Annotated in this window: 23 protein-coding genes, 1 pseudogene and 1 other annotated feature (1 of these 25 cut by a window edge); of the genes and pseudogenes, 6 read left to right on the top strand and 18 right to left on the bottom strand. The window is 36.6% G+C overall.

Annotation, left to right across the window (positions count from 1 at the left end; translation table 11 throughout):
• Window positions 1-119 precede the first annotated feature (119 nt).
• Complete coding sequence (locus HR057_RS05990; protein ID WP_173730527.1) at window positions 120-2,306, top strand: cell division protein FtsA; 2,187 nt, start codon at window positions 120-122, stop codon at window positions 2,304-2,306.
• Window positions 2,307-2,389: 83 nt separating this feature from the next.
• Here the strand turns inward: HR057_RS05990 and ytxJ are convergent, their stop codons facing one another.
• From ytxJ to HR057_RS06035, 9 genes are all read right to left on the bottom strand, one after another.
• Window positions 2,390-2,716, bottom strand: a complete 327-nt coding sequence (ytxJ, locus tag HR057_RS05995) for a bacillithiol system redox-active protein YtxJ (protein ID WP_173730528.1) — start codon at window positions 2,714-2,716, stop codon at window positions 2,390-2,392.
• An 18-nt stretch (window positions 2,717-2,734) separates the two neighbouring features.
• A complete protein-coding gene (locus HR057_RS06000; RefSeq protein ID WP_173730529.1) occupies window positions 2,735-3,133 on the bottom strand; it encodes a YtxH domain-containing protein in 399 nt (132 codons plus the stop codon).
• Window positions 3,134-3,565, bottom strand: coding sequence for a DUF948 domain-containing protein (locus HR057_RS06005; RefSeq protein ID WP_173730530.1), 432 nt, complete (start codon window positions 3,563-3,565; stop codon window positions 3,134-3,136).
• Between the two features lie 141 nt (window positions 3,566-3,706).
• Window positions 3,707-5,011, bottom strand: coding sequence for a UDP-N-acetylmuramate--L-alanine ligase (gene murC / locus HR057_RS06010; RefSeq protein WP_173730531.1), 1,305 nt, complete (start codon window positions 5,009-5,011; stop codon window positions 3,707-3,709).
• Window positions 5,012-5,269: 258 nt separating this feature from the next.
• On the bottom strand, window positions 5,270-8,206 hold the full coding sequence (locus tag HR057_RS06015) for a DNA translocase FtsK (RefSeq protein WP_173730532.1): 2,937 nt from the start codon (window positions 8,204-8,206) through the stop codon (window positions 5,270-5,272).
• Between the two features lie 23 nt (window positions 8,207-8,229).
• A complete protein-coding gene (locus HR057_RS06020; protein ID WP_173730592.1) occupies window positions 8,230-9,021 on the bottom strand; it encodes a DUF1444 domain-containing protein in 792 nt (263 codons plus the stop codon).
• Between the two features lie 22 nt (window positions 9,022-9,043).
• Window positions 9,044-9,589: a hypothetical protein gene (locus HR057_RS06025; RefSeq protein ID WP_407926116.1), complete on the bottom strand. Its 546-nt coding sequence runs from the start codon at window positions 9,587-9,589 to the stop codon at window positions 9,044-9,046.
• Between the two features lie 2 nt (window positions 9,590-9,591).
• Window positions 9,592-10,122: a DUF84 family protein gene (locus HR057_RS06030; protein ID WP_173730534.1), complete on the bottom strand. Its 531-nt coding sequence runs from the start codon at window positions 10,120-10,122 to the stop codon at window positions 9,592-9,594.
• 9 nt (window positions 10,123-10,131) lie between these two features.
• Entirely contained in the window at window positions 10,132-11,211 is a 1,080-nt protein-coding gene (locus HR057_RS06035) for a M42 family metallopeptidase (protein ID WP_173730535.1), read from the bottom strand.
• A 235-nt stretch (window positions 11,212-11,446) separates the two neighbouring features.
• Between HR057_RS06035 and HR057_RS06040 the strand changes: the two genes are divergently transcribed.
• Window positions 11,447-11,758 (top strand): PepSY domain-containing protein, encoded by a 312-nt coding sequence (locus tag HR057_RS06040; RefSeq protein WP_173730536.1) that lies wholly within the window; start codon window positions 11,447-11,449, stop codon window positions 11,756-11,758.
• A gap of 89 nt (window positions 11,759-11,847) precedes the next feature.
• Here HR057_RS06040 and trmB read toward each other — a convergent pair whose 3' ends face one another.
• Window positions 11,848-12,489 carry a tRNA (guanosine(46)-N7)-methyltransferase TrmB gene (trmB, locus tag HR057_RS06045; protein ID WP_173730537.1) on the bottom strand — a complete coding sequence of 214 codons (642 nt, stop codon included), beginning with the start codon at window positions 12,487-12,489 and terminating at the stop codon, window positions 11,848-11,850.
• 262 nt (window positions 12,490-12,751) lie between these two features.
• On the opposite strand from trmB, the gene HR057_RS06050 reads away from it, so the two are divergent.
• Window positions 12,752-13,036 (top strand): YtzH-like family protein, encoded by a 285-nt coding sequence (locus HR057_RS06050; RefSeq protein WP_173730538.1) that lies wholly within the window; start codon window positions 12,752-12,754, stop codon window positions 13,034-13,036.
• Between the two features lie 103 nt (window positions 13,037-13,139).
• On the opposite strand, the gene pulA is transcribed toward HR057_RS06050, so the two are convergent.
• The 5 genes from pulA to pepV form a co-directional block, all read right to left on the bottom strand.
• Window positions 13,140-15,296, bottom strand: coding sequence for a type I pullulanase (gene pulA / locus HR057_RS06055; RefSeq protein WP_173730539.1), 2,157 nt, complete (start codon window positions 15,294-15,296; stop codon window positions 13,140-13,142).
• A gap of 37 nt (window positions 15,297-15,333) precedes the next feature.
• Window positions 15,334-16,317 carry an NERD domain-containing protein gene (locus HR057_RS06060; protein WP_173730540.1) on the bottom strand — a complete coding sequence of 328 codons (984 nt, stop codon included), beginning with the start codon at window positions 16,315-16,317 and terminating at the stop codon, window positions 15,334-15,336.
• A gap of 30 nt (window positions 16,318-16,347) precedes the next feature.
• Window positions 16,348-17,034, bottom strand: a complete 687-nt coding sequence (locus tag HR057_RS06065; protein WP_173730541.1) for an LrgB family protein — start codon at window positions 17,032-17,034, stop codon at window positions 16,348-16,350.
• Entirely contained in the window at window positions 17,031-17,423 is a 393-nt protein-coding gene (locus HR057_RS06070) for a CidA/LrgA family protein (protein ID WP_173730542.1), read from the bottom strand. The genes HR057_RS06065 and HR057_RS06070 overlap by 4 nt, the downstream gene beginning before the upstream one ends.
• 161 nt (window positions 17,424-17,584) lie before the next feature.
• Window positions 17,585-19,006 (bottom strand): dipeptidase PepV, encoded by a 1,422-nt coding sequence (gene pepV / locus HR057_RS06075; protein WP_173730543.1) that lies wholly within the window; start codon window positions 19,004-19,006, stop codon window positions 17,585-17,587.
• Between the two features lie 217 nt (window positions 19,007-19,223).
• On the opposite strand from pepV, the gene HR057_RS06080 reads away from it, so the two are divergent.
• Window positions 19,224-19,421, top strand: a complete 198-nt coding sequence (locus tag HR057_RS06080) for a DeoR family transcriptional regulator (protein WP_374724506.1) — start codon at window positions 19,224-19,226, stop codon at window positions 19,419-19,421.
• Between the two features lie 78 nt (window positions 19,422-19,499).
• Here HR057_RS06080 and HR057_RS06085 read toward each other — a convergent pair whose 3' ends face one another.
• Window positions 19,500-20,219, bottom strand: coding sequence for a pseudouridine synthase (locus tag HR057_RS06085; RefSeq protein ID WP_173730545.1), 720 nt, complete (start codon window positions 20,217-20,219; stop codon window positions 19,500-19,502).
• 137 nt (window positions 20,220-20,356) lie between these two features.
• On the opposite strand from HR057_RS06085, the gene HR057_RS06090 reads away from it, so the two are divergent.
• Complete coding sequence (locus HR057_RS06090) at window positions 20,357-20,569, top strand: hypothetical protein (protein WP_173730546.1); 213 nt, start codon at window positions 20,357-20,359, stop codon at window positions 20,567-20,569.
• 18 nt (window positions 20,570-20,587) lie between these two features.
• Here the strand turns inward: HR057_RS06090 and HR057_RS06095 are convergent, their stop codons facing one another.
• Complete coding sequence (locus HR057_RS06095) at window positions 20,588-22,222, bottom strand: putative polysaccharide biosynthesis protein (RefSeq protein WP_173730547.1); 1,635 nt, start codon at window positions 22,220-22,222, stop codon at window positions 20,588-20,590.
• 189 nt (window positions 22,223-22,411) lie between these two features.
• On the opposite strand from HR057_RS06095, the pseudogene HR057_RS06100 reads away from it, so the two are divergent.
• Window positions 22,412-23,641: pseudogene (locus HR057_RS06100) on the top strand (aminoacetone oxidase family FAD-binding enzyme); the annotation flags it as partial.
• Window positions 23,642-23,807: 166 nt separating this feature from the next.
• Here HR057_RS06100 and leuS read toward each other — a convergent pair.
• Window positions 23,808-26,225 carry a leucine--tRNA ligase gene (gene leuS / locus HR057_RS06105; protein WP_173730548.1) on the bottom strand — a complete coding sequence of 806 codons (2,418 nt, stop codon included), beginning with the start codon at window positions 26,223-26,225 and terminating at the stop codon, window positions 23,808-23,810.
• A 203-nt stretch (window positions 26,226-26,428) separates the two neighbouring features.
• Window positions 26,429-26,597, bottom strand: a binding site (T-box leader); it runs 73 nt beyond the window's last position.

Consider the following 26,597-nt stretch of genomic DNA (forward strand, 5'->3'; position numbering starts at 1 on the left):
TTATAAACAATATATTTTTAATTGTCACGATATATTTCTTTAATACTTGAACGCTTTTAAGCTTTCAAGTATTAAAGTTCGTGAATAAAGACACTTTAGAGGGAGAAGGTGTTTCACACTTGAATGAACAATCTTCCATTTTTGCATTAGATATTGGAACGAGATCCGTTGTCGGTATTATTTTGAAAAAAAATGAAAATGGCTATGAGGTCATTGATATTGAAGCTAAAGAACATGAAAAACGTGCCATGCTAGATGGGCAAATTCACGATATTCCCTCTGTTTCTATGCTAATTCAAGAAATAAAGGCAATATTAGAAGATCGCCACGGCCCTTTAAAAAAAGTATTTGCCGCAGCTGCTGGCCGTGCATTAAAAACAAAACGAGCCACCGCGACCATTCAAATTTCCGGAAAACCGATCATCAATTATCAAGATATCTATCATCTTGAGCTAAGCGCTGTACAGGAAGCGCAAAAACAGCTAGCAAAAGAAAATTTGGGAAGTGAAAGTTTCCATTACTATTGTGTCGGCTATTCCGTGATGCGGTACTTTTTAGACAATGAAGAGATTGGTAGTTTGCTAGAACAACAGGGAGAAATAGCGTCTGTTGAAGTGATTGCTACATTTTTGCCAAAAGTTGTAGTTGAATCATTAATATCCGCCCTCCACCGTGCAGGACTTGAACTAGAAGCATTAACGCTAGAACCGATTGCTGCTATCAATGTACTTATTCCTCCATCAATGAGAAGATTAAACGTTGCTTTAGTTGATATAGGTGCCGGGACTTCAGATATTGCAATCACAAACGAAGGTACGGTTGTTGCTTATGGAATGGTACCAATTGCCGGTGATGAAATTACAGAAGCGATTAGCGATCAATATTTGCTAGATTTTCCACTGGCAGAGAAAGCAAAGCGGGATTTATTGAATAATTCTTCTATTAAAATAACTGATATTTTAGGGTTTGAAACAGAAGTCCCGAGAGAGGAAGTCATCAAAGCAATATGGAAAAGCTTGGACAAGCTGGCAACAGCAATTTGCGATGAAATATTAATGCTGAACAATCAAAAACCTCCAAAAGCTGTTATGCTTGTTGGCGGTGGAAGCCTGACACCTGAATTGCCAAAGCTCCTTGCAGAAAAATTAAATTTGCCTGAAAACCGTGTTGCTATTCGAGGAATTGAAGCGATTCAAAATCTTAAATTGTCTGAGCAATTTCAAACTGGGCCTGAATGGATAACACCAATAGGCATCGCAATTTCTGCCAAGCAACATCCGATTCAATATATTACTGTATATGTCAATGAACGACCTGTTCGCCTTTTCAATGTTAAAAAATTAACAATTGGGGATTGCCTGTTGGCTGCAGGCATTGAATTGAATAAATTATATGGAAAACCTGGAATGGCTATGATCGTTACATTGAATAATCGAGATATTACAATTCCCGGCAATCATGGGAATCCACCAACGATCTTGAAAAATGGACAACCAACAAACTTAGACGACACGATCATAGACGGAGATTCCATTATCGTTGAAAAAGGGGAAGATGGGAAAGCGGCAGAAATAAAAATAAAAGAGTTAGTTGAAGAAACAACTGCCATCCAAGTTTGGATAAATGAACAGCCTTACAAAGTCGAAATGGAAATTTTCATAAACGGACATAAGGTAGATGCTGAAGAATATTTGTGCGATCATGATAGGATCGAAACAAAATTCCCAAAAACAATTGGAGAATTGCTACATCATTTGAACATGACAACCTACACCGAATTGCTCGACCCTTTTTACGTATATTATAATCGCACGAAAGTGACCTTGCCGAAATTTGCTGCAAAAATTTTTAAAAACGGTATTGAGACAAAAGCAACAGCAAATATTTATGATCAAGATAAAATAATGATCAAACAGGAAGAGAATCCGAAACTAATAGATTTATTAAATGAAAAAGGTCTATCTTTATATTATCAAATACCCATTACTTTTAACGGTGAACCATTAGTATTAAGAAAAAGCTCTCTTGATGTATTTCGTAATGGCAAACTTCTAAAAGAAGACAGCGAAATCTATAAGGGAGATGAATTACAAGCGGTGCATAAACAATGTGACCCGTTTATTTTTCAAGATATCTTCCGCTATGTAAAAATTCAGTTTCCAAAAGTTCATTCCGGGAATTTTACGCTTCTTAAAAATGGACAAAATGCAACGTTTCATGATCAACTAGCACCGGGTGACGACCTTGCCATCCAGTGGCCTACCCAAACGAGCGAATTCATAATATTGAATCGAGATAAAAAATAAAAACAGCCCCAAAGGTAATGACCCCCAAAAGTTAGGTTTTTTACACTAACTTTTGGGGTGCCGTACCAAAAAAGGCTGTTTTTTTATTTTTCAACTGCTTCCTTCAAGCTAGCTTCTGTTATTTTCCAGTGAGAAGCATGCCATTTTACAGCTTGATTTTCAAATAATATTGCTTGCGGCGATTCATGTTTAACTCCAAAAGTTTCAGCAATATAGTTGGAAAGAGGACGATCATCCTGTACATATAAAAAATAAGTCGGCAAATCTGTTGATTCCGTAAATTTCTCATATTCATTAAATGCATTGCTGCTAATCGGACATGTTAAACTATGCTTGATTAGCAAAAATTTATCATTGTTTTTTAAAATCTCCGTAAATTCCTCGATCGTTGAAATTTTTTGTTTACCCATCTTATACACCTTACCTATTTATTGATTTATTTTATCATCTTCTATGCTAGCTTCTTCCTGTTCACTAGTGGCAGCTGTTTCATCTTGAACAACGTCACTTTGGAAATTGCCACCTTGTCCGTTTAAAGGAATATATTGGACTTCATTCTCAATATCTTCTATAATTTCATCCGTTTGAGGAAAACCCGCCTTTTTCACTTTATCAATTAAAACAATTGTTTTTTGTTTCGCACTTTCTGCCAGCTTTTCGCCTTTTTCTTTCGCTATTTGTGCTTGATCATTAATATTTGAACGTAGTTCTCTGCCTGATTTTGGCGCCCATAATAAAGCTGCTGCAGCTCCGACAAGTCCACCAATCATAACACCAATAAAAAACTCTTTCCCACCCGTCGTCTTTTGCTCATGGCGATTTTCCATTTACACTCCTCCTATTTTTTTAGATTTATTTTCTTTTATGCGCTTCCAAATATCGATGACTGCGGTGCTCCATTTAACCGTTTCAATCACTGCATCGTTTTTTTGTTTAGCGCATTTGTCAACTTGATCAACAATTTTACGGAATGAACCATTTAATCGGTTCACAGTTTCTCCTACTTCAACAAACGATTTAACGACGGTATTGATAGATTCTGATTTTTTTTGTAAGTCATCCATAAGTATATTCGTCTTATGTAATAGCTCTTCTGTTTCTGAAGCAACCCCTTGTAACTGTTTTTCAAGACCAGTTAATGTTTGAGATACACTGTCTAACGTTCGTTTTACAGAATTAAGCATTTTATTCACATATATTACTAAAAATGTAAATGCAACTGCGATTAACGCAACACTAAAATATAAAACTTCAATCATTACGGGTTCTCCTCCTCCATTTCAGCCTACCCTAACTCTCTATACAGTAAACATTCTCTTTTCAGGAAAACTTTCCTGCCATTAACAAAAAAATTCAAGAAAAAGAAAACAGGGCGTTCTCCTTGCTGCCCTGTTCTTATTTTACTGCTCTTGCAGTTGTTTCTCGTATGCTTCTTGAAACTTTTGAATATCACCAGCACCCATAAAAATTAACACACAATTGTCATACTTTTTTAACATGAACGTTGTTTCTTCTGTAAGCAGTTTTGCATTCTCAATTTTTTCTTGCAAATCCTTAATCGTTAACTGGCCATTGTTTTCACGTGCTGAGCCAAAAATATCGCATAGATATACATAATCTGCATCTTTCAAGCTTTCTGCAAATTCATTCAAAAAAGTTTGCGTTCGTGTAAATGTATGCGGTTGAAAAATCGCAACAATATGACGGTTAGGATATTTTTGCCGGGCAGCTGCAATTGTTGCTTTAATTTCTGTTGGATGATGGGCATAATCATCAATAAGCACTTGGTTCCCAAGTTTTTTTTCGCTAAACCTACGTTTAACTCCTTGGTAACTTTGAAGTTGATTTTTAATAATTTCAACATCGATGTCTTCATAATGGCATAATGCAATGACCGCTAATGCATTTAATACATTATGGTCACCGTAAGTAGGAATATTGAACGATGCATAAAACGTATTGCGGATAAATACATCAAAGGATGTACCTTCTGGTGTTTTATTCACATTTCTCGCCTGAAAATCATTTTCCTGATTAAATCCGTAAAATAAAACCGGGACATTGGCGTGGATTTTCTGAAGGTGTTCATCATCTCCACAAGCAATTATCCCCTTTTTTACTTGCAAAGCCATTTCTTGAAAAGCATCGAATACGTCATCAATATCAGAAAAATAATCAGGATGATCAAAATCGATATTCGTCATAATCGCATAATCAGGATGATACTCTAAAAAATGACGCCGGTATTCACAAGCTTCGAAAACGAAATATTTGCTGTTTTCCACACCTTCACCTGTTCCGTCGCCAATTAAATAAGAAGTTGGTTTGGCAGCTTTCAGAACATGGGCTAAAAGGCCGGTTGTCGTTGTTTTTCCATGGGCGCCACTTATAGCAATACTTACAAATTTTTCAATAAACTTTCCGAGGAAACGATGATAACGATAAACTGGCAATCCTTGTTTTACAGCTTCTTGTATTTCCTCATGGTCATCCGGAAAAGCATTACCGGCAATAATGATTTGATTACTTTTTATATTTTCCTTTGAAAACGGCAATATTTTTATATTTTTATCTTCCAATGCTTTCTCTGTAAAAAAACGTTTAGTAACATCGGAACCTTGCACTTCGTTTTTCATGCCATGGAGCACTTGTGCCAGTGCACTCATACCCGTCCCTTTAATTCCAACAAAGTGGTAAACTGTCATAAAATGAACCTCCACAATCTAAAACTAGCTGTTAAATTTAGTATATGATATTCGCCTGATCTCGAGCCTGTTTCTCTATTTGCTTGCGTTTATCTCTCTCTTTTACTGTGGATCATATCGCTTCATCATGGGATCAACTGTATCTTTTCAATATATGTTCCATTATACATATCTTTTGTCTTTAGTTGTAGTTTAAATCATAAATGTGGCAAAAATAGCAGGAAACGGACCATCTTTTGTAAGTGCCTTCTGCAGAGCTTATCTTTGATCGAATTGGTCTAATGAAATTAGAACTTCGCGTGGTTTCGATCCTTTTGCTTCGGAAACGAATCCCCTTGCTTCCATCATTTCTATTAATCTAGCAGCACGATTATAGCCAATTCTAAACCGCCGCTGCAAGCTTGATGCAGATGCTCCGCCTTGTTCAATGACAAATCGACACGCCTCATCAAATAGTCCGTCCTCATCATCAAACTCTTGAACTTGTTTGACTAAATCTTCCTGAACGAATAAATAATTTGGCTTCATTTGTTTTTTAACAAACTGAGTCACTCGTTCAATTTCTTCATCTTTAACAAAATTTCCTTGAATCCGCACTGGTTTATTAGACCCGTTTTCAACAAAAAGCATATCTCCTCTTCCAAGCAGTTTTTCAGCTCCTGCCATATCAATGATCGTTCGTGAATCTACTTGAGAAGAAACTGAAAACGCAATTCTAGTCGGAATATTTGACTTTATTAAACCTGTAATGACGTCGACAGAAGGACGTTGGGTTGCTAGTAATAGATGTATGCCACAAGCCCGTGCTTTTTGCGCAATTCGGCAAATTGCATCTTCAACATCACCTGGTGCAACCATCATCAAATCTGCTAACTCATCAATAATAATTACGATGTAAGGCATAATCTCTGCTTTGACATTCCCAGAACGAACTTTTTCATTAAAACGATTGATGTCACGAACACCTTCATGGGCAAACAATTCATATCGCCGATCCATTTCTTCAACTGCCCATTTTAGAGCAGCAGTTGCTGCTTTGACATCTGTTATGACAGGGCTGACTAGATGAGGAATGCCGTTATAAGGTGCAAGTTCAACCATTTTTGGATCAATAAGCATAAGCTTCACTTCATGCGGGGATGCTTTATACAATAAACTAATAATAATAGAATTTATACAAACACTTTTTCCTGATCCTGTTGCTCCTGCGATTAAGCCATGCGGCATTTTCCCAATATCTGTAACTATTGGCTGCCCAGCTATATCTAAGCCTAGTGCTACAACTAGTGGTGAAAGACTTTTTTGGAAGACGGGTGTTCGCAAGATTTCCCGAATAAGCACTGGACGGCACTTACGGTTTGGCACCTCAATACCTACAGTACTCTTACCTGGAATAGGCGCTTCAATGCGAATATCCTTGGCAGCAAGCGCCAATTTTAAGTCATCAGCTAAACTCGTAATTTTATTAACTCGAACACCTATGTCGGGCTGAATTTCAAATCGAGTGACAGATGGTCCTTTTAAAGCATTTACAACTTTTGCCCCAACGTGAAAGCTTTCAAAAGCTTGATCTAACAGACGACTTTGTTCTTGAAGCCATTCTTCGTCTTCTTCTACTTCAAGCGGTGGAACTTCAAGAAGGCTTAATGGCGGCTTCGTTATGGAGTGATCTCCCATATTTTGTTTTTCGGTCTTATTATTTAGCATTTGCCGATCTTGTTTTAACATTATGACATTGAATGGAAAACCACTTCGTTTACGTATTTGTTCCGTCGCTTGAATTTTCGTTTCTATTAAACTAGCATGTTGGTTAATACTTTTTGCACCTGCACCATTTGTATTATCAGTAATGTGCCCCGTTTCACTGATGCGATTCCCATCTTCTATTTTTTGTCTTTCTGATGCTGCAACTTGTCTATCTTCTATTATTTCGAAAGTTTCTTCACGATTGTGTACATAATCTCCTGTTTGTGCAGTTGTTTTAACATTTTGTACACAATATATTGATTCCACAGCTTCGTCGCCTTCTTGTGCATAATTTTTTCTTTGCACAATTGATTCACCGTTTTGTGGATATTCTGTTTGAACGACTGCATCGACATTATTGACATTATCCACTGGTTGTGCGACTTCTTGTCTATTTTGTACATAATTTATTTTTTCCACAGCTTCGTCGCTTTCATATCCATCATCCGTTCTTTGTACAAATGCTTCATCGTTGTGCGATAAATCAGTTTTAACGACCGAATCAGTATTTTGTTCATTACCCGCTGTTTGCACCGCTGCTCCTCTAATTTGTGCATAATCTATTGTTTCCATTGCTTCGTCGCTTTCATGTGCATAATTCTCTCTTTGCACAAATGCTTCACCGTTTTGTGGATATTCTGTTTGAACAACCGCATCAGTATCATCTGTTGTCTGTCTATCTGCTTCTCCATTTTGTGTATAATCTATTGGTTCCACAACTTCGATGCTTTTTTGTGCAAAATCCGTTCTTTCAAGAGAGTCTTCACTATTGTGTGGATAATTCACTTGTTGAGTAGAGAGTTCGGAGTCTTGTACATATTCTTCCGTTTGTACGAAAGCTTCCCCATCATTTTCATTTATTGTTAAGTGAGCAGCAGCAGTGTGATCTTGTGCATAATTTTCCAAACAGTTTAAGTTATCCACATGTTTTTCTTCTTCAGTAATGGATGATGCGGCAACCATCGGTTCCCTCTTTGAGGTAGCAGACGAAAATTCCACATTCTTATGAATTGTTTTTTCATCTTCATTTTGCATATTTTTTATTCCAGAAAGTTCTTTTCTTTCATTTGAAAGCGGAGTTGCACTTGGGCGTCGATGGAAGCCGTAAACCGGAGATGGAACTTCTGTCGGTTTAAATGGCTTCGACTTTTTCAAGGGCACAGTTTCTTGCCTATTCTTCTCAAAATGCCTCTCTTCCTCTAGTATCCTGATTCTTTCTTTTCGTTCATGTTCAAGTGAACTTCTAGTATTAGAAACTTTTTTCTCATCGGGAATTAACGGAAAGCGAAACTGACCTTTAGGATATTCATAAACGACTCTTGCATTTTGATTTTGTCCGTGATATATGTTTTGTCTACGGCGGTCTGCTTGTCTTATCCTTTGGTTCTCTCTTTTTTCTTCCTCTTCTTCATTTTCCAAACCAAATAACTTTTTAAACCAATTTGCCATTGTTCGATCACTCTTTCTAAACATTACTGCTTATTTTGGGCAAGCACGAAAATCGGCTCGAGTTGTTTGTTTTCATAAAGAAAAGGTAGAACCGTTATCGGCACACGCCCTTCCGTAAAGAAATGCATCATCATTTGTCCGAGAATTGCAAATCCATTTTCATTTCTAATATCACCAAAGATTAATACATCTTGGTGAGGTGTTGCTACTGTCATGGTCCCCTCTATCATAGACGCCATTTTTTCTAGTAATGAATCGTTTAATATTCTACTAGCATCATATCCATCATTTGTATTGATAAAATAAAAAATATTACCCGCTACTTCATCTTTTTTATAGTTTGCAGGGAGTGACCTAACATTAAAACGAGCGATTTCTTTAATTTGTTCTTCGCTCCATCCTTCCTTTTTTACAAGCGAAGAATCAATTAACTGGTAGGATGTACCTAAATCAAGGGCATAATAAATCCTCGTTTCCGCAGTATGATCATCAAAGATTAGTTTTTTTCCTTCTTTTGTTTCGGTAGGAAATGAAGTGGAACGGATAACTGGAAAGATTTGTTTTTCTTTTCCTGCCAATTCTTTCTTTTCAACCATCGCACTCATCGCTTCTTCAATATAATAAACAACTTCATCAATCGCTTTATCCTTTCGCTCTTCCCACTTAGAAATAAGTGGTGCAAGCGCCACCGTCATACCTTTCTTCGTTTCTCGATCTTCAATACGCAACTGTTCATTTTTATGATCGTATTCAATTTTCCAATTTTCCCGCTGCAATCGTCCTAGCAGTATGTTTTTCATTTTGATGCTCGTCATTTTCACTGACAAAACCACCTAATTATTGTTTTTTATCGGTTTGTTCTTTTTCTTCCTTCTGTTTTGCATCATACTCAACAGAATTAGCAATTTCCATCATCTTTTTCGTATCTCGAGCGATATCATCAACCGTTGATAAAGTCGTCATTTTAACACCGCCGATGCCAACAATTACTTCATAATTTTTGCCTTCAACTGGCGTAATAAGCAAATAGCCAAAACGACCTTTGCTCTTAAATGTTTCTTGTACTTCCTTTTTTGCTGCTTGTAATTCATTAAATAAAACTTCACTATCAAGCGCTTCATTTGGATTTACAAACAAAATATATTCTTGATTATCTTTCTTCAAAATAATATTGTGTTCCGATTTTTCTTTTACTTTATATTCTTTCGGTAAATAAAAGCTGAAAAGATCAGAAGACTCCGTCGGTTCCTGTTTTGTTTCATTAAACGTTGCTTCCGCTATTTGTATAGCTTCTGCAATCGCTTCGTCTTCTTTCCCATTACATCCTGTTAATAAACTAACCGTCAAAAGTGTGATTGCCAAAAATCGAATAAAATCTTTCAATTTCATTTTCCTCCTTCGCTTACTTTTTGCGAGGCAAATAAATATTGACCAACAAGTAATTTTACAATATGTGTAAACATTTCTTCGCGTTGAACAAGATTATTGGTAAAAACACCAATTGCTCCTTCTTTGGAACGAACATCATGTTTCGCAGTATATTCCTCCATCACTTCTGAGAGTTCAAACCCATTTCGCAATCCCCTTGCAACATCTTCTGGAAGCAAAATTCTAGCGCCGCTTGCAATGAATTCCGTTCCATCTTTTAGTTTAAGGGCACCCCAATTACAAAGGAGCATTCCTTCCTTTGTTTCCATTACTCCACCTTCGAGACCGATTCCGATATCACTATTTGTTTCAAATAACGCTCGATGAGCTCTGTTTTTAGCTCCAAGAAGCGTTTCCTCATCGGAAAATGGTTGGAGGGAAACACCTGATGGAACATCAACGGCAACGATCTCATTCGTTTCAGATGCTAATACATTGGCAACAGCACCAATTTTTGTTTTATTTTTTGAACCTACCGCAATTTTCATTATTATACCTCACCTGTAACCGTAGTTTCGAATCGTCTCAACTGTTGTCTTATCTGTTTTCTTCACAAGATTGATTAATAATTCTTTTGCAGCTTGATAATCATCTACATGAATGATCGATGCAGAAGTATGAATATATCTTGCACAAATTCCGATTACCGCAGACGGAACACCATATTTTGTCGTATGTACACGTCCAGCATCCGTGCCACCTTCCGAAACAAAATATTGATAAGGAATTTTTGCACTTTCTGCTGTATCAAGAATAAAGTCGCGAAGAGTTCGATGTGTGACCATTGTACGGTCAAGTATTCTTAATAACACTCCTTTTCCTAATTGTCCAAAAGCATCTTTCTTACCTGAAGCATCATTGGCTGGACTTGCATCCAACGCATAAAAAATATCCGGCTCAATTAAATTTGCCGCAGTTTGTGCCCCACGCAAGCCTACTTCTTCTTGAACTGTTGCCCCCGCATATAAATGATTCGGCAACTGTTCGTTTTTTGTTTCTTTCAAAAGCTCAATCGAAAGTCCACATCCGTAACGATTATCCCAAGCTTTGGCCATAATTTTCTTTTCATTCGCCATCGGCGTAAATGGACAAACTGGAACAATTGGCTGTCCTGGTTTAATACCTAAGCGAATCGCATCTTCTTTATCATCAGCACCAATATCAATTAACATATTTTTAATATCCATCGGTTTTTTCCTCGTTTGTTCATCAAGCAAATGAGGAGGAATGGAAGAAATAACACCAATTACATTGCCACGATCCGTTTCAATTTGAACTCGTTGAGCAAGAAGCACTTGGCTCCACCAACCACCTAGCGGTTGAAAACGGATCATGCCATTTTCCGTAATTTGAGTGACAATAAATCCGACTTCATCCATATGGCCGGCAACCATTACTTTAGGTCCATCTATTGGGCCTTTTCTTAATCCAAAAATGCTGCCTAAGTTATCTTGAATAATTTCATCGCTATATTTTTCAAGTTCCGTTCTCATAAACTTGCGCACATGATGTTCAAATCCTGAAGCACCAGGAAGTTCTGTTAATGTCTTAAAAAGTTTTAGTGTATCTTCATGCATAGAAAAAACTCCTTTCATAGTAGTAAGGAGGCGTCAGGAACTTATTTATCAGATCACTAAAAAACAGTGATCCAGAATGCCTCTTTTACCAAGATTTAACTTCCTTCTAAAGCAAATGATCAAAATTCTAACAAGTTAATTTTACACTATCTATGAAAAACATGGTATGTACTTGTATTTTACCCACTATTTTCTCTATATTAAAAATAAATGATTGTATAAACGGAGTGATTAAATGAAACTAGATAAACTTTTGCTAGGCTTTTGTACAGGTGTGATTGCCGGTGCAATTTTAAGCCAAAGCGCACAAAAAAAGACGATGCTTACATCGGAGTCTGCATTAGAGATTGCTAAAAAAGCTTTTAAAGAAAATGGACCAATTGATGGTTCTTGGATTTATGCGAAACCAGAACAAATAACAAAATATAACCTTCCATATAAAATTTATCGGGGCGGTATTACGAGAACGATCAATGATAAGGTTGAACAATACGAATTTTTAATAGATGCAAAAACCGGCAGCATACTTGAAGTAAAACAAATTTAAAATACGCTAGTTCAAGTTTTGCAATAAAAAAAGCCATTTATTGCGATGCCGTTTTTTAATGGTCATCGCAATACCGGCTTATTTCGCTTTTACCGAAACTGTGCTTCACAACGATAAATTCTGTTTCCTTGTTTTGAAAACTTCTCTTCATACTCTGTCATAACATTTTCTTTTATGTTGCTTCGATGAAGATCAAGGCTAATATTTTTAATTAACATCCCATATTTTGAAAAACTTTCTAAAGAATACTCAAACAATCCTTGATTATCTGTTTTAAAATGGATTTCTCCATCTTTGGCTAATACTTTTTCATACATGGCTAAAAATGATTCATAAGTTAATCGCCTTTTTTCATGTCTATTTTTTGGCCAAGGATCAGAAAAATTCAAGTAAATTCTTGAAAGCTCGCCCTCTGCAAAAATTTCAGATAAATTTCCCGCATCGATATTTAACAGTCTAACATTTGTTAATTGATTTTCCAGCGTTAACTCTAACGCACTAACAATGACACTCGTATATTTTTCAATTCCAATAAAATTGATCTCCGGATGGAGCTTTGCCATCCCATTAATAAATGCTCCTTTTCCCATTCCAATTTCCAAATGAATTGGATTTCCATTTTTAAATATTTCTTGCTGCCATCTTCCGTTATAATTTTGCGGTTCAGGAATTACAAGATCCGGATGTTCCTTAATTTTATCATAAGCCCATGGCTTATTTCTTAATCTCATCTTATTGATGCCTCCTTTAATTACAACTCTTAACATACCATGAATACGGCCATTTGAATAGGGGCTGTCCAAAAAAATGAAAAGCCCCTAAAATGCATTGAAAAGAAATTTTAACGATGTGATGAAATTGTATATTTTTCACGAAATACCTTTCCTCGACAAATCTTTCCCATAAGGAATAACCTTTTGTTATTTTGCTTACGCTAAAGGAAAGCAATGTCCTTTGTTTGGATGCTAATAAATAAAAAAGCGAGGGATATCGATGCCTCTAAATGAACATCATCAACTAACCATTATTCAAGATATATTAACAAATCATCAACTGGATTGCTGCGGAACAACAGCAGAATGTCAGCAAGTTGAACGACTCATCCAATCATTACTAGAAAAGCAAGTAGATGAAAATATTAAAAACACGTTGTTAGATGTTTATAATTATTGTCAACATGGACAATATACAAAAGATTTGAATGAACATATTCATCAAAATCAAGAGAACTTATCTTTATGGATTGATAATATTAACAAGTATAATAATTTGACATAAAACTACAATATTTCCAGGGAAATGATAACCGCCTTTATTTTTGATCCAAGTAATGAGAAATGGATCGAAAGACAAAGGCGGTTTTTCCAAATATTTCTATAATCTATTTCTTTTCTCTATGCTTAAATAAAATCACCGTTGAGAGCGGTGGAATCAGGACTTTTTGCGAAACCTGCCCCAATCCATTTTCATCAGCTTGGTCTCCTTGCACAGCAATATTCCATAATTCGTTACTAGGTAATTGCCACTCCTTTTCTTTGAGACCATTATTAAATATTACGATAATCTCTCTCCACGGATCAATTTCTTCCAAATCATAAAGAAAAAAGCCAGCTAGATTTGTCGGAAGCATCAACCATCGATAATGCCTTTCTATTTCTTCTCTTGTTTTTAACCGAAAAGCCGGGTGTGCCTTACGAATGGCGATCAATGTTTTAATATATGGAATAAAGTCTTCAAACATGTTTTTTCTTGCCCAATCTAGCTGATTAATATAGTCAGGCTTGTTATAGCTATTACCCTCACCATATTTTGTCCGAAAAAATTCAATGCCGCTATGGAGAAATGGAATACCTTGTGACAACAAAACGATGGCAATGGCTAAATATTGGCGTTTTTTTCTTATTTCCACTGATTCATCTGCATTAGAGACAGCGAGCTTATCCCATAGAGTATGGTTATCATGACATTCCACATAATTCACTGTTTGTGAAGGTGAAGGAAACATCCCTTTCATTTTTTTCGTTACAGAGATGCTTCCGGCAAAAAGCATTTTTAGTTTATGTTTATATTTTAAATTGCCCGAAATATATCCTCTCTCTAATAGATGAAAAGTACTTCCCTTGACAGTGTCGCGAAAAACATCATTAAAATGCGCGATACGAGGCATTTTCGCAGCATTCATAATGGTTGCTTTTTCTTCCTCAAGAAGAGGCGTATTTAGATTCCAACCTTCACCAATGATGATGATGGATGGGTCAATTTCATCAACCGCTTGGCGAATAGCGTTCATTGTAGTTATATCTAAAATCCCCATTAAATCAAAACGAAATCCATCAACATTATATTCCTTAATCCAATAGATGACAGAATCAATAATAAATTTTCGCACCATTAACCGTTCAGATGCAATATCATTTCCTACGCCAGTTCCATTTGATGGAAAACCGTATTCGGTATAACGAAAATAGTATCCTGGAACGATTTTTCTAAAATTAGATTGTTCCCGGATGTAAACGTGATTGTATACGACATCCATAATGACACGGATGCCTTTTCGATGAAGAGCTTCAATCATTTCTTTAGTTTCGCGAATACGGACATACGGATCATAAGGATCCGTTGCATAGCTTCCTTCAGGTACATTATAATGAAGCGGATTATAACCCCAATTATATTCACCGTTTTCTTTCGTTTCGTCAATCCCTCCGAAATCATTGAATGGCAGCAATTCGAGGTGAGTCACTCCTAAATCAACGATATAATCAAGACAAGTTTTACAATCGTTTGGACCTTTCGTATTTTCTTCGCAAAAGGCAATATATTTTCCTTTATTTTTTACACCGCTTTCGGGATGAACCGAAAAATCACGAATATGAGTCTCATAGATGATTGCATCTGTCGGTCCTAAAATCGGCGGCAAATGCTTAGACTGCTTTGGAACTTCTGTTTTCTTTAAATCGATGACAATCCCATATTCGCCATTTACAGAAACCGCTCTAGCATAAGGGTCGACCGCTTCACGCCACACATTATTGACACAAACATGATAACGGTAATAAAAACCTTCACAATCGCCAGATAGATCAAACGACCATACGCCTTTGTCCGAACGTACCATTTCATAAGTTTGTTTGATATTGCCACTTTGTTCATAAAAAATGAGCAAAACATCGCTTGCGGTTGGCGCCCATACTTTAAAAATTGTTTTTTCTTTCGTATAGGTCGCACCAAGATCATTGCCATCGTAAAAAAATTTTTTGTCAAATTTTTCAGTCCGAATGACAGATCCGATAAGCAAATCGGTTTCATTTCCGATTTGATCGCAAATCATATACTTTTTTGCCAAATCAATTTCAAATGGCGATTTGCAAGTATATTTTAGTTCCCCTATTAACTCTTGTTGGCTAATTATCGTTAATGGCTGTTTTACAGTTCCGTCACTAATATAAAACTGCCTCTCGTATATCGGTGGATTTGTTTTCGAAAGCAAAATCGTAACAACATCCATTTCATCCAAATAGGCCTCAAACCAGTTCATGTCTCACCCCAACTATACGTAGAACTATTTTGTAGACTTACAAATCTTCTTGCTCCCATTCATATCTGCGAACATAGGTGGACTGGGTATGTTTTAACAAAGCTTGTGCGCCTTTCAATTGAACATATTTTAATGGGGAAGAAAGATTCCGTAACTTTAAGTACCACTCCTCGTAGTTTCTTTTATCAACCAATAATGTTTGAATAGGTTCATAAGGTCCTTCAATAAAACCTGTTCTAGACAAAACAACTTTTTGAATCGGCATGTCTACTTGATAATGTTCATAATAACTTTGAATGAACCCCTGTGTTCGGTTTAAAGAAATCATCGGGTTTATTCTTCGAACTTCTTCCTGCCCTATTATTTCAATCCAATACCGTCCCTTATCTGTTTGGAAAACACTCATTTCCTCACTTTCTAAAACGGAGATGCAATACGTTTTCACTGGACTGATTAAAATAATATCTAAATCGATCGGTGCTTTCTTTACAAGAAATGTCGGTTTATATAAAACTAAATAAGTATCCGGAAAATGTTGCAAAAAATATTTTAATATTTTATCTTTATAAATGCTTTCATCTACGAACGAGTAATCTCTTATCGTTGAACTAGCCCAATGGATTTGAAAGCGAAACAATTCATCAAGAAATTCCCGTTTCATTTCTTCTTTCGTTTTTCGACGTTCAATTTGAAACTCTGCTTCATCTAAGAGCGATGTCTCCCATTCACTTTGATCAGCTTTCCTGCTTGTCAACCATCGTTTAATTGTTTGCAAAGCACCCTTTTTTTCTGGCTCAAGCCAGTTTTCTTTTAAATTTTCAAAACCGATAAAAAAAGGATTTTCATTTTTTACTTCTGAGAAGGGCTTTCTCGTATCTGCGCTTTCTTCTTCATAATAAGCATATGAAGCATTTAATTTTTCCCAACGCTCTTTCTTCAAACGTATATACTGACTTGGATAACGAAAAATATCCGTTTCATAGCGGGATATAAAATCCCGCAATTTAATTAGTTGCGCCACAACCGTTCTTCCTCCAATAATCTTAAGAACTTATAACAATAAATGAACAAGAAGCGGACTTAATATAGAGGCAAAAATGGTACTAAGTGTCATAGCAATTGAACTAATGGCACCTTCTTTTTGCCCTAATTCCAGTGCTTTCGATGTACCTATTCCATGAGCGGCTGTGCCGAAGCCGATACCTCTTCCGATAAAATGATCGATTCGAAACCATTTTAACAAATATGGACCTAAAACTGCACCGAAGATGCCAGCAACCATTACAAAAATGGCAGCCAAAGTTGGATTCCCGCCAATCATCGAAGCAATATCCATTGCAACCGGTGACGTGACTGATTTTGGAACAAGTGAATAAAGTGTCTTTAATTCAATATGAAAAAGTAGCGACAGCCAAATGCCGCTGACAATTCCTATAAACGTACCTACAAACACGCCGACCATAATCGGAACACTATACTTTTTGACTGTATCAATTTGTTTATATAAAGGAAAAGCCAACGCAACAACAGCCGGTCCTAACAAATGGACAATCCATTTTGCACCAGACATATATGTTTCATAAGGTATATCAAAATAAAGTAAAAAGCAAACGATCAAAACAGTTGCAGTTACGATAGGTACCATAAAAGGAGTATAAAACTTTATATAAACTTTTTTCATAGCATTATATGTTATTATTGTACCGGCAATCGCTAAAAAGGCAATGAATAAACTCATACTTCTCTACTCTCCCGTGATTGGATTTGAAGATATGAATTTTTTCTTACCACAATCCATTGGCTGACTGCTGAGGAGGCAACCATTACGATGATAGAGCTAATGATGACAACGATAATGGAGAAAAAACCCTCCCCTTTAAAAAGGTCAAGAAAATCAATGATGCCGACCGTCACGGGAATAAACAGTAACGGCAAATGGGATAACAAAAAACTTGCGCCTTGTTCAATCCATCCTTCTTTAAATTTTTTCGTCATAAGCAAAGCGAATAGTAAAAGCATGCCAATAATACTTCCCGGCATTAATAGATGAAACGTTTTTTGAATCCAGACCCCTGCATAATAAAACAAATAAAGAACCCCAATTTGAATAACAATACGAATAAGCATTTTAAAAATCCCCCTTAAAATTTTCCCCTGTCAAAAGAATGTAAAATATAGTATATTACGTAAGTCTACATGAATTTTCAAAAAATAAAAAGATTGATTATTGAAACAATTTTCAAAAATCAATCTTTTATACTTACTGTTCATTATTTTGTTCTACATTTTTACTTTGCCAATTCGTAAATGGCACGAGCATAAATAGCTGTCGCTTTTAATAAATCATCAATTTCAATATATTCATCTTTTTGATGGGCAACATCTTCGCGTCCCGGAAATAATGGACCAAAAGCAACCCCTGACTCAAGTGACCGTGCATAGGTGCCACCGCCAATGGCAAGTAAATTTGCTTTTTGGCCGGTCTCTTCTTCATAAACGTTTTGCAGCACTTTTATGAACGGATGAGCTCCATCAACATGATGTGGTTTTGAATCATCGAGCTCAATAAAACGAAATTCATTCTTACATGCGATATCTTTTAACTTCTCTTTCGTCACTTCTATATTATGGGTAACAGGATATCTTAAATTTAAACCAATTTTTCCGCCTTCCTCTTTTTTATACGAGAGGATGCCGTTATTAATTGTTAATTCCCCCGAAATTTCATCTTTATCCGCAATTCCAAGTGCAAGACCACGCGTATCTTTTCCAAAGTAATGATGAACAAATTCAATAAAAGTTCTTCCTTTTTTGTCGAGATTCATACATTCTTTTTCAAAAAAAGCATTCAACAATAAACCAGCGTTTTTTCCGTTATTTGGCTCCATTCCATGGGCAGAGATCCCATGTAAACGAAAATGAAGGGTTGAACTTACATCTATTTCCGCTTTTCCTTTCAGTCCGATTTCCTTTACATATTTGCTAAATCGATCTACAAGTTTTTGTGCGATTTCTTTTTGTTTACAAACAATTTGCGCTTCAGCCAAATCAGGCACCATATTTAAACGTCTGCCTGCTTGAAAAGACTCCAACTGAAGCTCCTCATCACCTGTTTGAGATCCTACATTGTTTTGTTCAAAGAAAAAATCAAATATACCTTTTTCAGCATTAATAATTGGAAAATCTGCATCCGGTACAAAGCCAAATGTCGGCATTTCTTCATGTTTAAAGTAATGTTTCACACAGCACCACTGACTTTCCTCGTCTGTACCTAAAATAATTCGCACCCGCTTTGACAATGGAAGTTGCAATTCTTTGACAATTTTCAATGCATAATAAGCTGCCATCGTCGGTCCTTTGTCATCTATAGCCCCTCTTGCAAAAATTTTTCCATCCCTAATCTCCGCACCAAAAGGATCGCTCGTCCAACCATCCCCTTCTGGGACAACGTCAACATGACATAAAACTCCAATCAATTGTTTTCCTTGTCCATACTCAATATGTCCAGCTAAATTATCAACATTTTTTACTGTAAAACCATCATTGGCCCCTTTATTTAACATGAAATGAAGCGCTTCTTTAATTCCTCTTCCCAAAGGAGCATCTTTTTCTCCATTGTCTTCATCTAAAACACTTTTAATTCTTAAAAATTCCTGAGTATCTTTTATGATTTGATTCTTTCGTTTATAAACTTCTTCCAACCAATTCATTTATAACACCACCGACTAATAGTAAAATTTTTGCATGTAAAATTAGTGTAAAAAAATTATAAACTTTTTATTTTTGTGGAAATTTTCAATACTTTTAGTGTAAAATATTATTAGAAGTGTTGATCTGGTAATTAGGTTTTGGTGCATTGCATAATATCTTGTTCAATGAAATTTGAACATTACATTAAGGAGTGGTTTTTTGAACCCGACTGCCCGCATGCTCAACCGTATTAAGTCCATTTACTTGTATATTCATGAAAAAGGTTCAGTCTCAACACAAGAACTTGTAGAAGAATTTGGCACAACACCACGGACAATACAAAGAGATTTAAATGTACTGACGTACAATAATTTAGTTTATAGTCCGAGCCGTGGAATTTGGACAACAACAGCGAGAAAAGTAAAAATCTCCTGACATTTGAAAAGGGCTGTCCAAAGTGCCAAATGTATCATTTGAAATTTCTATGCAGTACCATCTGCTTTGGTACAGCCTTTATGTTTGTTTCAATACAGAAATTTCCTCTTCACTTAATTCGCGATATTCTCCAGGTTTTAGCGATTCATCTAACATTAATGACCCCATTTTTATACGCATTAAAAATGTCACTTTTTTTCCTACAGCAGCAAACATCCGCTTTACTTGATGAAATTTTCCTTCTGTAATCGTTAATTCAATTTCAGATTTGTTTTCTGCCTCATTGATGGACAAGATGACAAGTTCCGCAGGTTTCGTTACATAACCATCATCAAGCGTTACACCACGTTTAAATGCTTCAATATCATCATTCGTAACAATTCCACTAATTTTCGCATAATACGTTTTCGGTACATGCTTTTTCGGGGATAAAAGCTGGTGAGCTAATTGACCATCATTCGTCAACAATAGGAGGCCGACTGTATCTTTATCAAGGCGTCCAACCGGAAACGGATTTAAAATCTTATCTTCCATTTCCAATAAATCAATGACCGTTTCATCATAATCGTCTTCCGTAGATGAAATAACTCCTTGAGGTTTGTTCATCATTAAATAAATAAATTCTTTATACTCTACAGTTTCCCCATGTACAGTAACTTGATCTCTTTCAGGATCGAGATGGGTTTGTGGATCTTTGACAGTTGTTCCATTAATTTTTACCGCTCCAGTTTTTAATAATTTTTTTACTTCTTTCCGACTGCCAAAACCGCTATTTGCCAATAATTTATCAATTCTCACTCATAAGACCTCCGTATTCCAAAATTCAAAGACTAACCTTTCCTAAATAGGCTAGAGTTTAGTCCACATTTGACTAATCCGCATAGATTAGTAGGGTAAATCATCATCAAGACAAATACACAAAGGAGCGAAGAACCATGAACTATAACTATTATTATGATTATGAGCGTCAATTTGGCTTTCCTAGCTTTCCTGGTGGTGGCGGGTTCCCAGGTGGATTTGGCCAACTTGAGCGCCGCTTAAATCAGATCGAAAACCAATTGCAGCGTCACACAGAACGGCTTAACCGATTAAACCGCCGCTTACAGCGCGTGGAAAGACAATTGGGCTTTCCGCTTGAACAATGGTAAGTTGAATTGAAAGGCGAACTAACCGTTCGCCTTTTGTTTTTGCCTTTGTAAAAATTTAAACCGATAGCCAAGAATGAACCCTGCCAAATTAGATTTAATGCTCAAATATAAATATACGCCCGCTCCCGCAGCAATTGAAATGATTAACACAACAATTGACTGGCCACGGCCATCTTCATACTGTATAAATATTGATAAAAGCCATAATACTAATTGGACAACAACTGCCATAACTAAAACAAAGATACTAATTAATAAACTGCGGCGAATCGTATACGAAAATCTGAATCTGGTATATTTTTTTATAACGAATAAATTGATTGCAATTGAAATAAAAAAGCCAATACCTGTTGCCCAAATAGCACCATAGGTTTCAAATGCTTGTATTAAAGGAATATTCAATAATGTTTTTATCAATAAACCACTAAACATGCTATAAACAGCAAAACGCTGCTGATTGATCCCTTGTAAAATTGCTGATGTCACGGTAAATAAAGCAAAAAACAACGCAATTGGGGCGTAATAGCGAATAATTCCTTCACCCATTTGAACAATATTAACGCTATACAAAGAGCCAATGGCAGGTCCTGATACCATTGCAAGCCCGACCACGGCTGGAAGCGTTAAGAAGACAACCACTTGCAACGCTTGAGAAATTTGCTTATGTAACTGCTTGAAATTGTTTTCTGTAAAAGATTCGGTAATGGTTGGAACTAATGTTAAACCAAAAGCAGTCGCAAGGGAAACCGGAATCATAATCAATTTATGCCCGTACATATTTAATATTGAAAATAATTCGTGGGCAACATCCCCGCCTTTTCCGATGCTTTCCATGGCACGGTGAAATGTAAATTCATCAACCAACTGGTACAGTGGTATTGCCAAAGAAACAAAAACAAATGGTCCAGCATAAGACAATAGTTCCAACAACATCTCTTTCGTTGTTAATTGACTCTCTTGCTTGCTATTTACAAGCAGTTCATTTAAATGATGCTTCCTTTTAAACCAATACCAAATTAAGATGCCCATGCCAAAAATGGCCCCAATCGTTGCCGCAAAAACAGATAAACCTACAGCGACATGTAGATCACCATCAAGTACTTTCATTACAATGTAGCTTGAGAAAAGCAAGAAAATAATGCGGGCAATTTGCTCGACAACTTGGGAAACAGCCGTTGGCCCCATCGATTGATAACCTTGAAAAAAACCTCGAATAATACTCATCATTGGCACGATAATGAGAGCTGTACTAACCATCCGTATGACATAAACAACTTCCTTATGTTGAATCCCATACTCATTTTCGCCAATAATTTTCGGAGCTAACCATGGAGCGATGCTATACAAAATAATAAAGAAAAAGATGCCGCTTCCAAACATCAGTAGAAGTCCCGTTTTAAAGAGTCGTCTGCCCGTATAATAATCGCCAAGCGCATTATATTTTGAAACAAATTTGGAAACCGCTAAAGGAACTCCCATTGTTGCCATACTTAAAAGAATCGTATAAGGGATATATGCATAGGAATACAAAGCACCGCCAATATTCCCAACAATTGAATAAAAAGGAAAGACATAAATCATTCCTAATATTTTCGAGATAAGCGTTGCACCTGTTAAAATCATCGTACCTTTAATTAACTTTGAACCGGACATAAGGCCCTCCAACAGAATATATTGAAACGAAACATACATCATTTGACAACTCATTGCAACTTCTGTATTTTAACATACAGTATAAAACTAGAAAAGTAAGTATCATTTGTTACATATTTGCGAATCAAGGAAGATGGTGGCTACATTGAATACATATGATGTAATTGTCATTGGGGGCGGGCCTTCTGGATTAATGGCTGCAATAGCTGCCGGTGAACAAAAATGCAAAGTGCTATTAATTGAGAAAAAAGAAAAACTTGGAAGAAAATTGTTAATATCCGGAGGCGGTCGATGCAATGTGACAAACCGTCTGCCAATCGATGAAATCATCAAACATATTCCGGGAAATGGACGTTTTTTATATAGCGCTTTTGCTGAATTTAACAACTACGATATAATTCGCTTTTTTGAAAATTTAGGTGTGAAATTAAAAGAAGAGGACCATGGGCGCATGTTCCCAATCTCAAATAATGCGAAATCAGTCGTTGACGCACTGATTGGCCAGCTAAAAAAATTTGGTGTAGAGATTAAAACAAATACACCTGTTAAAGATGTATTATTTGAGCAAGACCAAGTTGTTGGTGTCATGTTAAATGATGGCAAAGATATCAAAGCAAAAACAGTAGTCATCGCTGTTGGCGGAAAATCGGTTCCACAAACTGGTTCAACCGGCGACGGTTATGCTTGGGCAAAAAAAGCGGGACATACCGTTACAGACCTTTACCCACTGAAGTTCCGCTAACATCGAACGAACCTTTCATTCAAAATAAAACGTTGCAAGGGTTATCATTAAGAAATGTCGCTGTTTCCGTTTTAAATCCAAAAGGAAAGCCAATTATAACACATCGAATGGATATGATATTCACCCACTTTGGATTATCGGGTCCAGCCATTCTCCGCTCAAGTCAATTTGTCGTCAAAGCATTGCAAAAATCGGGTGTGAATAAAGTAGTTGTTTCCATCGATAGTTTCCCAGATAAAAAAGAAGAAGCACTTTTTGAGCATGTAAAGGAAATGGTAAGGTCGGCAAATAAAAAAGCGGTAAAAAATGTTCTAAAAGGCCTTGTACCGGAAAGATATTTACTATTTTTATTGCAAAAGAATAATATTGATGAGGATCTTCCAAGTGCTAATCTTTCCCATGATAAATTGCGCAGCTTTGTGAAAGATTTAAAAAGATTTGAAGTAAGAGTGAATGGTACATTGCCGATTGAAAAAGCATTTGTGACCGGCGGGGGCGTTTCTGTAAAAGAAATTCATCCGAAAGAAATGTCTTCAAAAATAGTGAAAGGTCTATATTTTTGCGGTGAAATTTTAGATATTCACGGCTATACCGGCGGCTTTAACATTACCGCTGCTTTAGTGACCGGTAGGCTTGCTGGACTAAATGCTGGAAAAGAAAGTAAACGAAATGAAGAATAGCAGGATTTCTAATAAACGTAAAGTTTGTTTAGTTGTTATTAAACAGTATATTCCATCAAGCCAGTGAGATAAAAGCAAACTAAACAATACCTATAAAGCAAAACAAAACCCCTAGAATGCTTAAATTGTAAACATTCTAAGGGTTTTGTTTTTGTTTACGTTTTTAATTTGCAACTATATTAACGAGCTTTCCAGGAACAGCGATAACTTTACGTACCGTTTTCCCTTCTAGGTCTGCAACGATTTTCTCATCCTTCATTGCAATTTCTTCCATTGCTTCTTTAGAAGCATCTTTAGGAATGAGAAGTTTTGTACGAACTTTTCCATTTAGTTGTACAACGATTTCGATTTCATCCTCAACAAGTTTTGTTTCATCATATGTAGGCCAAGATTCGTAGCTAATTGTGCCAGTGTGGCCTAATTTTTCCCAAAGTTCTTCTGCTATATGCGGAGCAACTGGTGATAATAATTTCACAAATCCTTCCATATATTCCATTGGCAAACTTTGAGCTTTATAAGCTTCGTTTATAAATACCATCATTTGAGAAATAGCAACATTAAAGCGGAGGTTCTCATAATCTTCAGTTACTTTTTTCACAGTTTGATGGTAAATACGTTCCAATGGTTTCGTATCTGCATCTTTTGAAATTTTTGAATTAAGTTCACCAGAATCTGTTACAAATAAACGCCAAATCCGGTCTAAGAAACGACGTGCACCATCAAGGCCGTTTGTTGACCAAGCGATTGAAGCATCAAGCGGCCCCATGAACATTTCATAAAGGCGAAGCGTGTCAGCACCATGGCTTTCAATAATATCATCAGGATTGACGACGTTACCTTTAGATTTGCTCATTTTTTCATTGTTTTCGCCAAGAATCATTCCTTGGTTAAATAGTTTTTGGAATGGTTCTTTTGTTGGAACGATGCCTAAATCATAAAGAACTTTATGCCAGAAGCGGGCATACAACAAGTGCAGGACAGCATGTTCAGCCCCTCCGATATAAATATCAACCGGCAGCCATCGTTTCAATTTTTCCGGATCAGCTAATTTTTCGCTATTGTGCGGATCAATATAGCGCAAGTAATACCAGCAGCTACCTGCCCATTGTGGCATCGTATTCGTTTCGCGGCGTCCTTTTTTGCCAGTTGCCGGATCAACTACATTCACCCACTCTTCAATATTAGCAAGCGGTGATTCTCCTGTGCCGGATGGCTTAATATTATCAGTTTTCGGTAGTGTTAAAGGCAATTCTTCTTCCGGTACAGTCGTCATCGTCCCATCTTCCCAATGGATAATTGGAATCGGTTCACCCCAATAACGTTGACGACTAAACAACCAATCGCGTAAACGGTATGATACTTTTTTCTCACCTTTGCCGTTTTCCTCAAGCCACTCAATTGCTTTTTGAATCGCTTCTTCTTTATTTAAACCATCTAAAAATCCAGAATTAATATGGATGCCGTCACCAGTGTATGCTTCTTTCGAAATATCTCCACCAGCAACAACTTCTTTTATTGGCAGATCAAATTTTACAGCAAATTCATAGTCGCGCTCATCATGAGCAGGCACCGCCATAATTGCACCAGAGCCGTACCCCATTAATACATAATCAGCAATCCAGATCGGCATTTTTTCTTGGTTTACAGGATTAATGGCATATGCACCTGTAAATACGCCAGTTTTTTCCTTTGCTAAATCTGTTCTTTCTAGATCGCTTTTAGATTTAATTTGATCAAGATAATCGTCAACAGCTTGTCTTTGTTCAGGCGATGTAATTTCCGCAACGAGCGGATGTTCAGGTGCAAGAACAGCATAAGTTGCTCCAAAGATCGTATCTGGTCTTGTTGTAAAAACTTTAAAGCTTTTATCGGTACCATCGATTTCAAACGTAATTTCTGCACCTTCTGAACGACCAATCCAGTTACGCTGCATTTCTTTAATGCTTTCTGGCCAATCCAACTCTTCTAAATCTTCAAGAAGCCGGTCAGCGTATGCAGTAATTTTTAATATCCATTGACGCATTGGCTTTCGAATAACCGGGTGGCCGCCGCGTTCACTTTTACCATCAATAACTTCTTCATTGGCCAAAACTGTCCCTAAAGCAGGACACCAGTTTACAGGTACTTCATCAACATAAGCCAATCCTTTTTCATAAAGCTTTAAGAAAATCCATTGTGTCCATTTATAATAATTTGGATCTGTCGTATTAATTTCACGATCCCAGTCATAAGAAAATCCTAGTGATTTAATTTGTCTTTTAAATGTTTGAATATTTTTTGCAGTAAATTCTGCTGGGTCATTCCCAGTATCAAGTGCGTATTGTTCAGCAGGAAGCCCAAAAGCATCCCATCCCATTGGATGTAAGACGTTATAACCTTGCATCCGTTTCATTCTTGAAAGAATATCAGTGGCTGTATAACCTTCCGGATGCCCTACATGAAGACCTGCCCCCGATGGATATGGGAACATATCAAGCGCATAAAACTTTGGTTTACTATCATCTTCTTTTGTTTTAAACGTTTTATTTTCTTCCCAATAAGCTTGCCATTTCTTTTCAATCGCTTTATGGTCAAATGCCATTCCAACCAAAACCTCCTGACTTAAATCTATTCATCTTTTCTTTGTTATTGATAAAGATTAAATTTGTTAAGTAGATGGGTAGTTGGGCAGGGGTTAACAGTTATGTATTTGGGCTTAAAAAAGACTCGGATGACTTAAGAACTAACCGCCAATCCAACTAACCACCTAACCATCAAAAAACCTCCCGCCCCAGTTCATAATCTTCCAGGGACGAGAGGTTGTGCTAACTTCCCGCGGTACCACCCACATTAGCCAATCTTTGCATGATAAGGCAAAGATATTGACTCACTTTCATTCCTTAACGCGGATCATACGGCAAATATTACTTAAATTTCACATTTGCAACTTAGAGGCGAGTTCATGATGATAAGC

The organism is Calidifontibacillus erzurumensis (assembly GCF_013303125.1).
Taxonomy (GTDB): Bacteria; Bacillota; Bacilli; order Bacillales; family Bacillaceae_J; genus Calidifontibacillus; species Calidifontibacillus erzurumensis.